Consider the following 14,464-nt stretch of genomic DNA (forward strand, 5'->3'; position numbering starts at 1 on the left):
GCATAAAAGCTTTATAATAGACGAAAATGATGAAATGGATAAAGGAGTGTCATGTAATGCCGTTATCACCGCTTGATATACATAATAAGGAGTTTACGAGAGGCTTTCGCGGCTACGCGGAGGACGAAGTAAATGAATTTTTAAACCAAATTATAAAAGACTATGAAATTATTTTGCGTGACAAAAAAGAAATGGAAGAAAAAGTGAAAATGATGTCAGAGCAAATTAACCATTATAATACACTAGAAGAAACTTTGCAAAAATCCATTATTGTCGCACAAGATGCTGCTGAAGAGCTTCGTCGTAATTCGCAAAAAGAAGCGAAGTTAATTGTGAAAGAAGCTGAAAAAAATGCCGATCGAATTGTTAACGAGGCCTTGACAAAGGCTCGTAAAATTACAATTGAAATTGATGAGCTGAAAAAGCAGTCAAAAGTTTTCCGCAACCGCTTTAAAATGCTTGTAGAAGCACAGTTGGATTTATTAAGTACAGATGACTGGGAGCATTTACTTGAGTATGATGTGGATTTAACTGATATTCAAGAGCAAATAAAAGTAGGGGAAGATGACGAAAAATAACTTGGTCTACACTATAATTACTTGCTATTGAGCTTGACGTTTTTTTGTGTTTTTCATATACTGTGAGTACACATTGATTATGGCACTTGAGGAAGACAGTATGTTTTAATTGCTGTTTAGCGATCTGGGGATAGTGGGAGCTCAGACGAAACAATTAAAGCAGAATATCACTTCTGAGCTAAATTACTGAAAATGACTATGAGTAAGTAATTTCGTTTAACGCTATGTTACAGCGTTCTAAGAGACACAAGGTATTTGTGTAAATTAGGGTGGTACCACGAGTTATAGCTTCTCGTCCCTTGTTATAAGGGATGAGAGGCTTTTTTTATCTTGATTTAGTGGAGATACAAACAATCACGAATCAGAATAACTCAGTCTAGGAACACCTCCCACGCGCGCAACGTATCGTGTTGTTACAAACGCCCAGGCGGATGTAACAGATTTTGGAGAGACCTGCACGACGCGACGGTTTTAGGTAAACTTTTACTCAGTTCGCAAAAAATTCGAGCTAAAATTAGCCGAGGTCTAATTGATTTAATTAAGGAGGAATTTAAACAAATGGTAGAGTATAAAGACACGTTATTAATGCCAAAAACGGATTTCCCAATGCGTGGAAACTTGCCGGCAAATGAACCGAAAATCCAAGAAAGATGGAACGAGCAAAACATTTATCAGCTTGTAGACGAGCGTACGAAAGGCAAACCACATTATGTATTGCATGATGGGCCACCATATGCAAATGGTGATATCCATATCGGGCACGCCTTAAACAAAGTGTTAAAAGACATGATTGTGCGCCACCGTTCAATGACAGGTTATTATGCACCATATGTTCCAGGTTGGGATACACACGGTTTACCTATTGAGCAAGCATTAACAAATAAAGGCGTTAAACGTAAAGAAATGTCTGTTGCGGAATTTCGTAAGCTTTGTGAAGAGTATGCGTATGAGCAAATTGATAATCAACGTGAGCAATTTAAACGTTTAGGTGTACGTGGTGATTGGGAAAACCCATATATTACGCTAAAGCCAGAATTTGAAGCTCGCCAAATTGAAGTTTTCGGAAAAATGGCGGAGAAGGGCTATATTTATAAAGGCTTAAAGCCAGTTTATTGGTCACCATCTTCAGAATCAGCGCTAGCAGAGGCCGAAATTGAATATAAAGATGTAAAATCGCCATCAATTTACGTAAGCTTTGCAATTAAAGATGCAAAGGGTGTTGTACCAGCTGATGCGAAATTTATTATTTGGACGACAACTCCTTGGACATTACCTGCAAACCTTGGTATTACAGTAAATCCAGAATTAACGTATGTCGTAGTAGCAGTAGCTGAAAATAAATTTATCATCGCGAAAGATTTATTAGAAACAATTGCAAAAGAATTAGACTGGGAAAACTATGAAATTGTACAAGAACTAAAGGGCGAGTCATTAGATCGCGTTGTTGCAGCGCATCCATTTTATGAGCGTGACTCACTTGTAATGCTTGGGGAGCATGTTACAGCAGATGCTGGTACAGGTTGTGTTCACACAGCACCAGGTCACGGGGAAGACGACTTTAATGTTGGTAAATTATATGGCTTAGATGTTTTATCACCTGTGGATAATCGTGGTTGCTATACAAGTGAAGCACCTGGCTTTGAAGGGATTTTTTATGATGATGCCAATAAAGTCATCACTGAAAAATTAAAAGAAGTTGGCGCCTTGGAAAAATTAAACTTCTTTACACACTCATATCCACATGATTGGCGTACGAAAAAACCTGTTATTTACCGTGCAACACCACAATGGTTTGCATCTGTAGAAATGTTCCGTAGCGAATTATTAGGTGCTGTTAAGGCGACTGAATTCACACCGGCATGGGGCGAAACACGTTTATACAATATGATTCGCGACCGTGGTGACTGGGTAATTTCGCGTCAACGTGCATGGGGTGTTCCGATTCCAATTTTTTATGCAGAAAATGGTGAGGCAATTATTACACCAGAAACGATTACTCATGTAGCAGCATTATTCCGTCAAAACGGCTCAAATATTTGGTTCCAAAAGGAAGCGAAGGAGTTATTGCCAGAAGGCTTTACACATCCAGGTAGCCCGAACGGTGAATTCACAAAAGAAAACGATATTATGGATGTTTGGTTCGACTCTGGCTCATCTCACCAAGGTGTCTTGGTAGAGCGCGGTATAGCGTATCCTGCAGATCTTTATTTAGAAGGCTCTGACCAACACCGTGGTTGGTTTAACTCATCATTAATCACATCTGTTGCGATTAATGGTCATGCGCCATATAAAGGCTTATTAACACATGGCTTCGTGTTAGATGGTGAAGGGCGCAAAATGAGTAAATCACTAGGCAATACGATTGTTCCACAAAAAGTAATGGATCAGTATGGCGCAGATATTTTACGTCTATGGGTAGCATCTGTAGACTATACAGGTGATGTGAGAATTTCAATGGATATGTTAAAGCAAGTTTCAGAAGTATATCGTAAAATCCGTAATACGTTACGCTTCCTACATGGGAATGTGTCTGATTTCAACCCAGCGACAGACCGTGTTGCTTATAACGAATTACGCGAAATGGATCAATATATGTATATGCGCCTGCAAGAAGTGTTGAAAACAGTACGTGCAGCGTATGACCGCTACGAGTTTTCAACAGTTTATACAGTTGTGAACAACTTCGTAGCAGTTGAGCTTTCTTCATTCTATTTAGACATTGCAAAAGATGTTGTTTACATTGAGGGAACAGATCAAAAAGATCGTCGCGCAATGCAAACAGTAATGTATGAAACATTAATGACATTATTAAAAGTATTAACGCCAATTTTACCGCATACGACTGATGAAATGTGGTCTTACTTAGGTCAAGAGGAAGTGTCTGTTCAATTAACAGACTTCCCAGAAGTAGATGAGCAAGCGAATTTTGCAAGCTTACGTGCGAAGTGGACGAAAGTAATCGCAGTGCGTGATGAAGTGTTAAAAGCATTAGAGGAAGCGCGTAATGCCAAAACAATTGGTAAATCTTTAGAGGCAAAATTAACTGTTTATGCAGATGCGGAAACTGCGGCATTGTTACAAGAGGAAAATATTAATTTTGCACAATTATCTATCGTTTCGGCATTTGAAGTGGCGGGAGCAAAGGCAGATGCACCTGCTCATGCATTAGTCTTGGATAAAACAGCAATTATTGTTGAAAAAGCAGAGGGCGAAAAATGTGAGCGTTGCTGGACGATCTCACAAACTGTTGGTACAAATGACAAGCACTCTACATTATGTGCGCGTTGTGCAGATGTTGTAGAAAAATATTATGTTTAATATTCTTAAGCAAGCTAGAAATGTTCCCCATTTCTAGCTTGCTTTTTTTGATTAAGCTTCCTTAATTCTAATTAAGGAGATGTAACTAAAAAACACACAAGGGTTTATTATTTATCCTGTATATTTCCTTTTTAACAGGTATTTATTTAGGTCTTTTTAACTTATTTTTAATGTATGTTTGATATAATTATTTTGTGGATAAAAAAGTGTATAAACACAAGGGGGAAATAATAGTGGAAGTGTTTGTAGGAAGGCAGCCAATTTTTAATGCTAATAAACAAATTATTGCATACGAACTATTGTATCGAAATAAAAGTTTAACTGCATTTCCAATGATTAATGAGGATGTAGCAACAATTAAAGTACTAGTTAATTCATTTTTACACATAGGAGCAGAAAAAGTTACTAGAGGAAAGCCTGTCTTTATAAATTTTACAGAAAACTTATTAGAAAGTACCTTAGATCAGCTTTTAGAATCTTCGCAAGTAGTTATTGAAATTTTAGAAAATGTGCAGATTACACCAAAACTTATCCAACGAGTACGTGAATTGAAAGAAAAAGGCTTTAAAATTGCCCTTGATGATTTTGTTTTAGATAAAGAAGTGACTAGCTATAATGAGTTATTTCAATATGTCGATTATATTAAAATCGATTTCTTAGCAACAACATTGGAAGAACGGCGAAAAATTGAAAGGAAAGTACAAGAAAAATTTCCACACATTCAACTGCTTGCTGAAAAAATTGAAGCATACGATCAATTTAAGACAGCAAAAGATTCAAATTATCAATTATTTCAAGGTTATTTTTTCGAAAAGCCGCAAATTATCAAGGGTAGTAGCATTCCGCCTAATACAATTCAGTATCTAAACATATTGCTATTATTGAGTGAGGAAAATCCTGATGTTCATTTGATTGCGGAAAATTTTGAGAGGGATTTATCACTAGCTTATAAATTGCTACAAATAATCAATAATGCAACAGGGCAAGTAAAGGTAAGGATTCATTCTATAAGACAAGCAATTATGATGATTGGCATACCAAACTTAAGAAAATGGGTTTATTTCGTAGCAATGAGTGAACAACAAATGGATGGAGACGAGGAGTTTTTTGAGGAAGTTATTCGGGCATCTTTATTTCGGGCAAAAGTTTGCGAAATATTAGCGAAGCGTAATGGTAAGCAAAATCATTCAGAATATTTTTTAGTAGGTATGTTTTCTTTGATTAATATATTGCTTAACAACTCTTTAGAAGAAATTTTAAGAAAATTACCTTTATCTGATAATGTAATTCATACACTTTTAGATCAACAAACAGAGATGACACCATACTTACAATTTACGATAGCACTCGACAAATTAGAATGGGAGAAGCTCGAAGCATTGGGAGAGAATATAGGTTTGAATATACATGAGATGGATAAGTTGTATAACGAGGCTCTAACTTGGGCAGAAAAATCATTATAGAATTCTAAAATTTTAAGATAGGTCTCACAAAAAAATTTCACTTACTTAAGCATTTGGAAGAGTATATATAGGTTAAGTTCCACCAAATTAACTCAAAATAATAATAGCTATTAATATGCCCTGGTTAGGTAAACTTATCTAATCGGGCTTTTTTATGATTTTATTCGATTGATGGGGAAATAAGGAACCCTAATCGGTCTGTAAAAGTAAATTCTAACTATGTTCAGTAATTGTTTAGGTCTGTACTGTAATATTTAAATATTAGATTTACTAAAACTAAAATTGGAATAATTAGTTAAAAAGATAATTTTATTCAAGAAAGGAAAGTGGAATGGAAGTTTTTGTTGGAAGACAACCGATTTTTAATGCTAAAAAGCAGATTGTTGCCTATGAGCTACTGTATCGCAATAAAGATATAAACGCATTCCCAGTTATTGATTCGGATTTAGCGACAATCGAAGTGTTGGTAAATTCATTTTTGCTAATTGGCACAGAAAAAGTGACGAGAGGGAAGCCAGTCTTTATAAATTTTACAAAAAATTTATTGGAAAGCTCCATTGCAGATTTTTTGAAGCCTTCAGAAGTAGTTATTGAAATTTTAGAAGATGTGCCGATTACGCCTAATTTAGTGAAACGTGTATATGAATTGAAAACAAAGGGCTTTAAAATAGCTTTGGATGATTTTATTTTAAATGAGCAAGTGAAAGGCTATGATGAGCTGTTTCGATATGTGGATTATATAAAAATTGATTTTTTGCTTTCTTCAATGGCAGAGCGCTATAAAGTCGAGAGAAAAATACAAGAGAAATTTCCAAATATCAAATTACTTGCTGAAAAGGTAGAGGCACATGACGAATTTAATGTTGCACAAGCTTCAGGCTATGAGCTGTTTCAAGGCTATTTTTTTGAAAAGCCACAAATTCTTACGGGAACGAGCATCCCTCCAAATACGATTCAATATTTAAATACATTGCTATTATTAAATGAAAGGGAGCCTAATGTGCAGTTAATAGCGGAGAATATTGAACGAGATTTATCGCTTACATATAAGCTGTTAAAGATGATTAATAATACAACAGGACAAGTAAAATCGAGAATACAGTCAATTAAACAAGCGATTATAATGATCGGTATACCAAATTTACGAAAATGGATTTATTTTGTTGCGATGAGTGAGCGGCAATTAGAAAATGATGAGGAGTTTTTCGAAGAGGTAATACGCTCCTCTTTATTTAGGGCAAAAGTTTGTGAAATGCTGGCGAAGCGTAATAATAAGCAAAATCCATCTGAATATTTTTTAACAGGTATGTTTTCGTTAATTGATACTTTGTTAAGAAGCACTTTAGAAGAAATTGTGCAAAGATTACCACTATCTGAAAGGGTTATTCATACGCTTTTAGGTCAGCCCACAGAAATGACACCTTATTTACAGTTTAGTATCGCATTAAGCAAATTAGAATGGGATAAACTTGAACTACTTGGTGCTGATGTAGGGCTGGATGTTTATGAGATGGACGAGCTATATAGTGAAGCATTGAGTTGGGCAGAAAAATCATTTTGAAAAAACTGTAATGAGACCATTGGAAAAACTGGTTAACAGCTATATTCCCTGACGGCTCAATACAGTTTCAAGTCATTATTACTTAAATGCTTCATTATAATTAGTTGCTTGCCTAAGCGCACGTTCCTCAATCGGTATACGCACAGATAAAATGATAACATTTAACAACGTAAAGATGAATGCAGTGAAATAAGCTTGGAACATGAAAGGCAATAAAAGAATTTCCAGGCTGACAACGATATAATTAGGGTGACGCAAAAAACGGTAAGGTCCTTTTTGAATGACTGGAGCATTCGGTAAAATGAAAATTTTTGTGTTCCAAAATCTCCCTAAAGAATATATACACCATATGCGTAATCCTTGAACAAGGATAAACAGTAGTAGCAATAATGAAAATAAAGGAGATAGTACAATTTTTTCGAGTGTGACTTCTAAAATTAAGACGATAAAAAAGCTGCTATGCATTGCAAGCATGTATGGATAATGTGAAGTTCCTACTTCATAAGCTCCTTCTGCACGTAGCCAACGCTCATTTTTGCGTGCAATGATTAACTCCGCAAAGCGTTGTAAAATAACAATTAATATAAATAAATAGACCATCATTACGTCCCCCATTCTACCAGTACAGCTTCACCGCAAAAGCCAGGTCCTAGTGCAACAAGTAAGCCGAATTTATAAGACTCTTTATTTTGTAACATAAATTGTTCTAGTACATAAAGCACAGTAGGTGAGGACATATTACCGAATTGCTGTAAAATCGCGCGAGCAACTGCCGTTTGCTCAGTTGTTAGGAATAATGCTTGTTCATAAGCCTCAAGCACTTTTTTGCCACCAGGGTGAGCGATAAAATAGGCAACATCTCGTTCTGTTAAGTATTGTTCCTCTAAAAATTCCGTTATAAAAGGGCGTAGCCAGCTATTAATAATAGCCGGAATACTTTTTTGAAAAATGACATGCAAGCCGCTATTTTGTACATCCCAGCCCATTACCTGCTCAGAGTTTGGCAATAATTTAGAGGCGCTATGAATAATGTGGGGGACAGCACATCGCAGTTCGACATCTGCTTCATCACCACATATTAGAACAGCAGCGGCTCCGTCAGCGAATAATGAGGCACCAACGATATTGCTTTTGCGTATATCCTCAGTTTGGAATGTTAAGCTACAAAGCTCTACACAAACGACGAGTACTTTAGCAGTTGGGTATGCTTTGCAATAATCAAATGCTCGACTAATACCTGCTGCCCCACCAGCACAGCCAAGCCCCCAAAGAGGCATGCGCCTTAATCGATCAGAAAAAGGTAATATATTCATAACGCGTGCATCGATGCTTGGTGTTGCTAATCCAGTTGTGCTGACGAAAATAATGGCATCAATGCTGGATGGGGTAACAGGCGAGGTAAGGAAATGTTCATTCGATAAGCATTGTTGGATTACTTCAACACTATACTGTGTTGCTAATTCCATATATAATTGATTGCGCTCCGCAAATGACCGCTGTGTGCGATGCCATTCTGCTGGCACACAGAGCTGCCTTGTTTCAATGCCCCCATTATGAAAAACTTTTAATAATCTTTCCAATCGAGGCATGTGCTGCTGGAATAGCTCTTTCGTTAATTGCTGTGCATTTTGCTGTGTTAATGTGTGAGGTGCTTTATATGTACTAATTGAACATATTTTAGGCATATAGATTTTCCCTCCAATTCAAGTATGCTGTAATGTATGCAACGAAGAAGGTGTAACATGCAAATTTCATATATAATATTATTCGTCGTAAGCGGACTGTGGTAAAATGAATAACATATTGCGTAAACGGAGGCGGCGTTTGTGAAGAAGTATTATGGAATAGCGTTAATTGCTATTTTACTGGATCAAATTACAAAATGGATGATTGTTAAAAACATGGAATTAGGTGAGCGTATCGCTATTTGGGACCCGTGGCTCGGCTTGTTATCACATCGCAATAAAGGGGCGGCTTGGGGCATGCTGCAAGGGCAAATGTGGCTGTTTACAATCGTAACAATCGGTGTAATAATTGCTATTCTTTATTTTTTCTATACAGAGGCAAAAGGCAAGCCGCTGCTACAAGCAAGCTTAATGCTATTATTTGGTGGAGCAGTGGGGAACTTTATCGATCGTTTATTTAGAGGAGAAGTAGTCGATTTCGTAGATGTTCTTATTCCGGTTATAAATTATGAATTCCCAATTTTTAATGTGGCAGATGCTGCACTTTCGATTGCAGTTGTCATGTTATTAATTGCAGTCATTTTAGATGAAAAACAACAGAAGAAAAAGGTGAAATAATGACAGTAGTCACATATACAATTGAAGTTGAACAAGCAGGTGAGCGTATTGATAAAGCGCTAGCAGGTTTTCAAACAGAATGGTCACGCACACAAATTAGCAATTGGGTAACAGATGGCATTATTAAAGTAAATGGTGCAGAGGTAAAGGCAAAATATAAGGTAAAGGAAGGCGATGTAATTGAAATCGATGTTCCTGAGCCAGAGCCATTAGAAGTAGTTGCAGAAAATTTAGCACTTGATGTTGTCTATGAGGATGCGGATGTTGCCGTTATCAACAAGCCAAAAGGGATGGTTGTTCATCCCGCACCAGGGCATCTGACAGGTACGCTCGTGAATGGTTTAATGCATCATTGCAAGGATTTATCAGGCATTAATGGCGTGTTGCGTCCAGGAATTGTACACCGGATTGATAAAGATACGTCTGGTTTATTAATGGTTGCGAAAAATGATGTAGCACACGAATCTTTAGTAAATCAACTTGTAGAAAAATCAGTGACGCGTAAATATACAGCGCTTGTACACGGCCATATTGCACATGATAAAGGGACGATTGATGCACCGATTGGTCGAGATTCAAAGGATCGCCAAAAACAAGCGGTTGTCGATAATGGCAAACATGCTGTTACACATTTCCAAGTAATTGAACGCTTCGGGGATTACACTTTAGTTGAGTGTCGCTTGGAAACAGGGCGTACACATCAAATTCGTGTCCATATGCAATACATTGGTTTCCCGCTTGTAGGTGATCCGAAATATGGACCGAAAAAAACAATTGATTTCGGTGGGCAAGTGTTGCATGCAGGTGTTTTAGGCTTTATTCATCCTGTAACAGGCGAGTATCTAGAATTTTCTGCACCACTACCAGAAGACTTTCAACAATTACTTGCTGAATTACGCAAGTAACTGTTGACATCGACAAAAAACAGCATTATAATAAGTACCAGTAAAAATGAATATTGCACCTTTAATGGCAGTCCAGAGAGGCTGAGAAGGTAACTTGTGAAGTGTAGGGGATTTTTGTGCGCAAAATTCTTGCTACATGCTATTTAAACACGGACTTTTCAACCTCTCAAGCAGCTGCTTGAGAGGTTTTTTGTATAGCAAAGAGAGGGGTTAAAAAATGTCAAACGGAAATGTTTTGCTTGATAGTACTTCAATGAATCGTGCTTTAACACGTATCGCTCATGAAATCATTGAGCGTAACAAAGGAATTGATGAATGTATTTTAGTAGGGATTAAAACGCGTGGTGCTTTTTTAGCAAAGCGATTAGCAGAACGCATCGAGAAAATAGAGGGTAAGCCAATTCGCACAGGGGAGCTAGATATTACATTATATCGTGATGACCTGACAGAAAAACAAGCTGAAGCTAAGGTTCAGCAAGTGGCGATTGATTATCAGGTAAGTGAGCAGAAAATCGTTTTGGTAGACGATGTGTTATACACAGGGCGCACAGTACGCGCAGGACTTGATGCTGTAATGGATTTAGGAAGACCTGCACAAATTCAACTAGCTGTTTTAGTGGATCGCGGTCACAGAGAATTGCCTATTCGAGCAGATTATGTAGGAAAAAATATTCCGACATCTGGACAAGAGCGCATCGTCGTAAGCTTAGTCGAAGTTGATGGGCTAGATCAAGTAAGTATTCACAAAAATAATGAATAGTAAAAATTAGGAGGAACAAGATGTCGAAGCCGCTATTAGATATTCATCAAAAGCCATCTGGCATTCAATTAGTTACATTAAGCTTTCAGCATATGTTTGCAATGTTTGGTTCGACCATATTAGTGCCAAAGCTAGTAGGCTTAAGCCCTGCTATTGCATTGTTGACAAGCGGGATTGCGACAATCGTATTTTTATTAATTACTCAGTTTAAAGTACCTGCCTATTTAGGTTCCTCCTTCGCATTTATCGCACCGATACTTATTGCAGCAGGTGGACTAAATGATAATGGTGAAAGTGTCACCCCAGGTAATGCAATGATAGGTGCAATACTAGTAGGGGTTACATATGGAATTGTTTCATTAGTTATATGGCAGACAGGCTACAAATGGTTAATGAATATTTTACCGCCAATTGTTGTAGCGCCAGTTATTATGGTCATCGGTTTGGGACTAGCCGGAACAGCTGTTGGGATGGCGATGAACATTACTGTTGAAGTGCTAGATGAAGCAACGGGCGAGATGATTAAAACGACGGTTTATAGCTTTAAGCATTTTACAGTAGCATTAGTAACATTGTTTGCAGCGATTATTTTCACGGTGTATTTCAAAAATATTTTAAGTGCAATGCCAGTCTTACTCGGCATAGTTATTGGTTATATATACGCTGTTATCATCGGAATTGTTGATTTCACAGCAGTGAGTGAGGCGAAATGGTTTGCAATGCCAGACTTTATAATACCAGGTGTGCATTATGAATTTACCGTTACATCAAAAATCTTTTGGGCGATGGTACCAATTGTTATCGTGACATTATCAGAGCATATCGGGCATCAGCTCGTACTTGGGAAAGTTGTAAATCGCAACTATATTAAAGACCCGGGCTTACATCGTTCAATTTTAGGGGATGGACTTGGCACATTTTTGAGCGCCTTAATTGGTGGTCCACCAAAAACAACATACGGTGAAAATATAGGTGTACTAGCAATTACACGTGTGTACTCAGTTTATGTAATTTTAGGTGCAGCAATTATCGCGATTGTTTTCTCTTTCGTAGGAAAAGCGATGGCATTAATTCAAACGATCCCGACAGCGGTGTTAGGCGGTATTTCCATCCTGCTCTTCGGAATTATAGCATCAAGCGGGTTACGCATGCTTGTTGAAAATAATATAGACTTCGGTAACAACCGTAACTTAGTGATTTCATCTGTTATTTTAGTCATTGGTATCGGCGGCGCAGCCTTCCACTTCACAGATGCATTTAAAGTAGAAGGAATGGCATTAGCAGCAATTGTAGGGGTTTTATTAAACTTAATTTTACCAGGGCGTGAAAAAACAGTTACTTATTTAGATGAAGAGTAATTTGAAGAAGATGACGATTCTCTCAACAAAAAAATTTAGCACATTGTAAATGGAGGCATTAATATATGAAAAACTTATTTTCCATGGAGCATTTAACGAATGAAGAAATTTTACACATTTTAGACCGAGCGCGAGCTTTTGAAAATGGGGAGCAGTCAAAGTTAGCACGCTCCTACAATGTCGCTAATTTATTTTTCGAACCTAGCACAAGAACGAAAACAAGCTTTGAAATGGCTGAGCGTCTTGTAGGCTGTACAGTGATTCCTTTCGATGCTGATTTTTCAAGTGCAATAAAAGGTGAAACGATGTACGACACTGTAAAAACGCTTGAAATGATTGGGCTAGACGCAGTGATTATTCGTGCAGAGGAAGATGAATTTTACAATGAGCTTTTAGAAGGAATTAATTGTGCTGTCATCAACGCAGGAGATGGCGCAGGGCAGCACCCATCACAGAGCTTACTAGATTTATATACAATACAAAAAGAATTCGGCACATTTGAAAACTTAAATATTACGATTGTGGGAGATATTTCTCATAGTCGTGTAGCGAAATCAAATGCGACTGCTTTAACGAAACTTGGAGCCAATGTACGCTTCCTATGTCCAGAAGAGTGGGCAGGGCAATTTGAAGCGCATCATTCATGGGATGGGCTAATCCAAGATAGCGATGTAATTATGTTGTTACGCGTTCAACATGAACGTCATACGGGAAATAAAAAATTTTCTAAAAGAAGTTACCATGAGCAATATGGTTTAACAGCAGAGCGTGAGGCACAAATGAAGGAGGGGGCAATCATTATGCACCCTGCACCAGTAAATCGCGATGTTGAAATTGCTGACCATCTTGTAGAATGTGAACGTTCACGTATTTTTCAACAAGTACGAAATGGTGTCTATACGCGTATGGCTATTTTAGAAACAATTCTGGAGGAGAGAGAATAACATGACTACTTATATCCACAACGTAAAAATAGTGAACGAAGCAAGTGAACTAGTGACGACAAGCATTACAATTGAAGATGGTAAAATTACAGCAATTGGTAGTGAGCAACCAACAGGGGCACAAGTAATCGATGGAAAAGGCAATTTAGTTGCACCAGGCTTCGTTGATGTACATACACATTTACGTGAGCCAGGCTTTGAGCATAAAGAAACGATTGCGACTGGTACAGCATCAGCAGCAAAAGGTGGCTTTACAACAATTTGTGCTATGCCAAATACGAAGCCAGTGCCAGACTCAATTGAAAATATGCAGCTAATTAATGGCTTAATTAAAGACAGTGCAGTGATTCGCGTATTACCATACGGCTCACTTACAAGAGATATTTCGGGTGAAGTGCGCACGAACATGGAAGAGCTAAAGGCGCACGGTGCAGTTGCGTTTTCAGATGATGGTGTCGGTATTCAGCTAGCAGCAACAATGTATGAGCAAATGAAGGAAGCTGCTCGTCTTGATGCAATCGTAGTAGCACACTGTGAGGATAACTCCTTAATTTATGAAGGTGTTATGCATGAAGGGAAGCGTAATAAAGAGTTAGGCTTACCAGGCATTCCTTCAATTTGTGAATCTGTACAAATTGCACGTGATGTACTTTTAGCTGAGGCAGCAGGAGCACGCTACCACGTTTGTCACGTATCAACAAAAGAGTCTGTACGCGCAGTACGTGATGCAAAGGCAGCGGGTATTCGAGTAACGGCAGAGGTTTGCCCACATCATTTATTACTAGAGGAAATGGATATCCCTTCAGATGATGCAAACTGGAAAATGAACCCACCATTACGTGCAATAGAAGATAAGGATTCTTTACATGCAGCATTATTAGATGGCACGATTGATTGTATTGCAACAGACCATGCACCACATACAGTAGAAGAAAAATGCTGTGGCATGGTAGGCGCTCCATTCGGTATTGTAGGCTTTGAAACAGCCTTCCCACTTTTATATACGAACTTTGTTGAAACTGGCAAATGGACTTTAAAGCAATTAATTGACTGGATGGCAATCAAGCCTTCACAAATTTTCGATTTGCCATATGGCACATTAGCAGTAGGCGCATCAGCAGATTTAACAATTATAGATTTAAATAAAGAGCAAACGATAGATGCTGAAGGGTTTGTAACAAAAGGTCGTAACACACCATTTAATGGTTGGGTAGCAAAAGGCTGGCCAGTATTAACGATGGTTGAAGGTAAAATCGCATACGAGGAGGCATAAT

12 protein-coding genes and 1 other annotated feature are annotated in these 14,464 nt (G+C 37.8%); of the genes, 10 read left to right on the plus strand and 2 right to left on the minus strand.

What is annotated here, in order from left to right; genetic code table 11:
* Nucleotides 1–56: 56 nt before the first annotated feature.
* From TY13_RS03495 to TY13_RS03510, 4 genes are all read left to right on the plus strand, one after another.
* Nucleotides 57–578 (plus strand): DivIVA domain-containing protein, encoded by a 522-nt coding sequence (locus TY13_RS03495; RefSeq protein WP_042471728.1) that lies wholly within the window; start codon nucleotides 57–59, stop codon nucleotides 576–578.
* Nucleotides 579–654: 76 nt separating this feature from the next.
* Nucleotides 655–881: a binding site (T-box leader), on the plus strand.
* 255 nt (nucleotides 882–1,136) lie between these two features.
* Nucleotides 1,137–3,896 carry an isoleucine--tRNA ligase gene (gene ileS / locus TY13_RS03500; protein ID WP_042471730.1) on the plus strand — a complete coding sequence of 920 codons (2,760 nt, stop codon included), beginning with the start codon at nucleotides 1,137–1,139 and terminating at the stop codon, nucleotides 3,894–3,896.
* A gap of 233 nt (nucleotides 3,897–4,129) precedes the next feature.
* Complete coding sequence (locus TY13_RS03505; RefSeq protein ID WP_042471732.1) at nucleotides 4,130–5,359, plus strand: EAL and HDOD domain-containing protein; 1,230 nt, start codon at nucleotides 4,130–4,132, stop codon at nucleotides 5,357–5,359.
* Nucleotides 5,360–5,690: 331 nt separating this feature from the next.
* Complete coding sequence (locus TY13_RS03510; RefSeq protein WP_042471734.1) at nucleotides 5,691–6,920, plus strand: EAL and HDOD domain-containing protein; 1,230 nt, start codon at nucleotides 5,691–5,693, stop codon at nucleotides 6,918–6,920.
* 78 nt (nucleotides 6,921–6,998) lie between these two features.
* Here TY13_RS03510 and TY13_RS03515 read toward each other — a convergent pair whose 3' ends face one another.
* Nucleotides 6,999–7,523, minus strand: a complete 525-nt coding sequence (locus tag TY13_RS03515; RefSeq protein WP_042471737.1) for an isoprenylcysteine carboxyl methyltransferase family protein — start codon at nucleotides 7,521–7,523, stop codon at nucleotides 6,999–7,001.
* On the minus strand, nucleotides 7,523–8,605 hold the full coding sequence (locus TY13_RS03520; protein WP_042471740.1) for a type III polyketide synthase: 1,083 nt from the start codon (nucleotides 8,603–8,605) through the stop codon (nucleotides 7,523–7,525). Before TY13_RS03520 ends, TY13_RS03515 begins: the two co-directional genes overlap by 1 nt.
* 141 nt (nucleotides 8,606–8,746) lie before the next feature.
* Here TY13_RS03520 and lspA point away from each other — a divergent pair, with 141 nt between their 5' ends.
* The 6 genes from lspA (at nucleotide 8,747) to TY13_RS03550 (ending at nucleotide 14,463) form a co-directional block, all read left to right on the plus strand.
* Nucleotides 8,747–9,223 (plus strand): signal peptidase II, encoded by a 477-nt coding sequence (lspA, locus tag TY13_RS03525; RefSeq protein WP_042471742.1) that lies wholly within the window; start codon nucleotides 8,747–8,749, stop codon nucleotides 9,221–9,223.
* Nucleotides 9,223–10,128 carry an RluA family pseudouridine synthase gene (locus TY13_RS03530; protein WP_042471745.1) on the plus strand — a complete coding sequence of 302 codons (906 nt, stop codon included), beginning with the start codon at nucleotides 9,223–9,225 and terminating at the stop codon, nucleotides 10,126–10,128. Before lspA ends, TY13_RS03530 begins: the two co-directional genes overlap by 1 nt.
* Before the next feature lie 217 nt (nucleotides 10,129–10,345).
* Nucleotides 10,346–10,888: a bifunctional pyr operon transcriptional regulator/uracil phosphoribosyltransferase PyrR gene (gene pyrR, locus TY13_RS03535; RefSeq protein ID WP_042471748.1), complete on the plus strand. Its 543-nt coding sequence runs from the start codon at nucleotides 10,346–10,348 to the stop codon at nucleotides 10,886–10,888.
* A gap of 20 nt (nucleotides 10,889–10,908) precedes the next feature.
* Nucleotides 10,909–12,246 carry a solute carrier family 23 protein gene (locus TY13_RS03540; protein WP_042471751.1) on the plus strand — a complete coding sequence of 446 codons (1,338 nt, stop codon included), beginning with the start codon at nucleotides 10,909–10,911 and terminating at the stop codon, nucleotides 12,244–12,246.
* 65 nt (nucleotides 12,247–12,311) lie between these two features.
* On the plus strand, nucleotides 12,312–13,190 hold the full coding sequence (locus TY13_RS03545) for an aspartate carbamoyltransferase catalytic subunit (RefSeq protein ID WP_042471753.1): 879 nt from the start codon (nucleotides 12,312–12,314) through the stop codon (nucleotides 13,188–13,190).
* Nucleotide 13,191: 1 nt separating this feature from the next.
* Nucleotides 13,192–14,463: a dihydroorotase gene (locus TY13_RS03550; RefSeq protein WP_042471756.1), complete on the plus strand. Its 1,272-nt coding sequence runs from the start codon at nucleotides 13,192–13,194 to the stop codon at nucleotides 14,461–14,463.
* Nucleotide 14,464 lies beyond the last annotated feature (1 nt).

This window comes from Bacillus ndiopicus, from assembly GCF_000612805.1.
Taxonomy (GTDB): domain Bacteria; phylum Bacillota; class Bacilli; order Bacillales_A; family Planococcaceae; genus Metasolibacillus; species Metasolibacillus ndiopicus.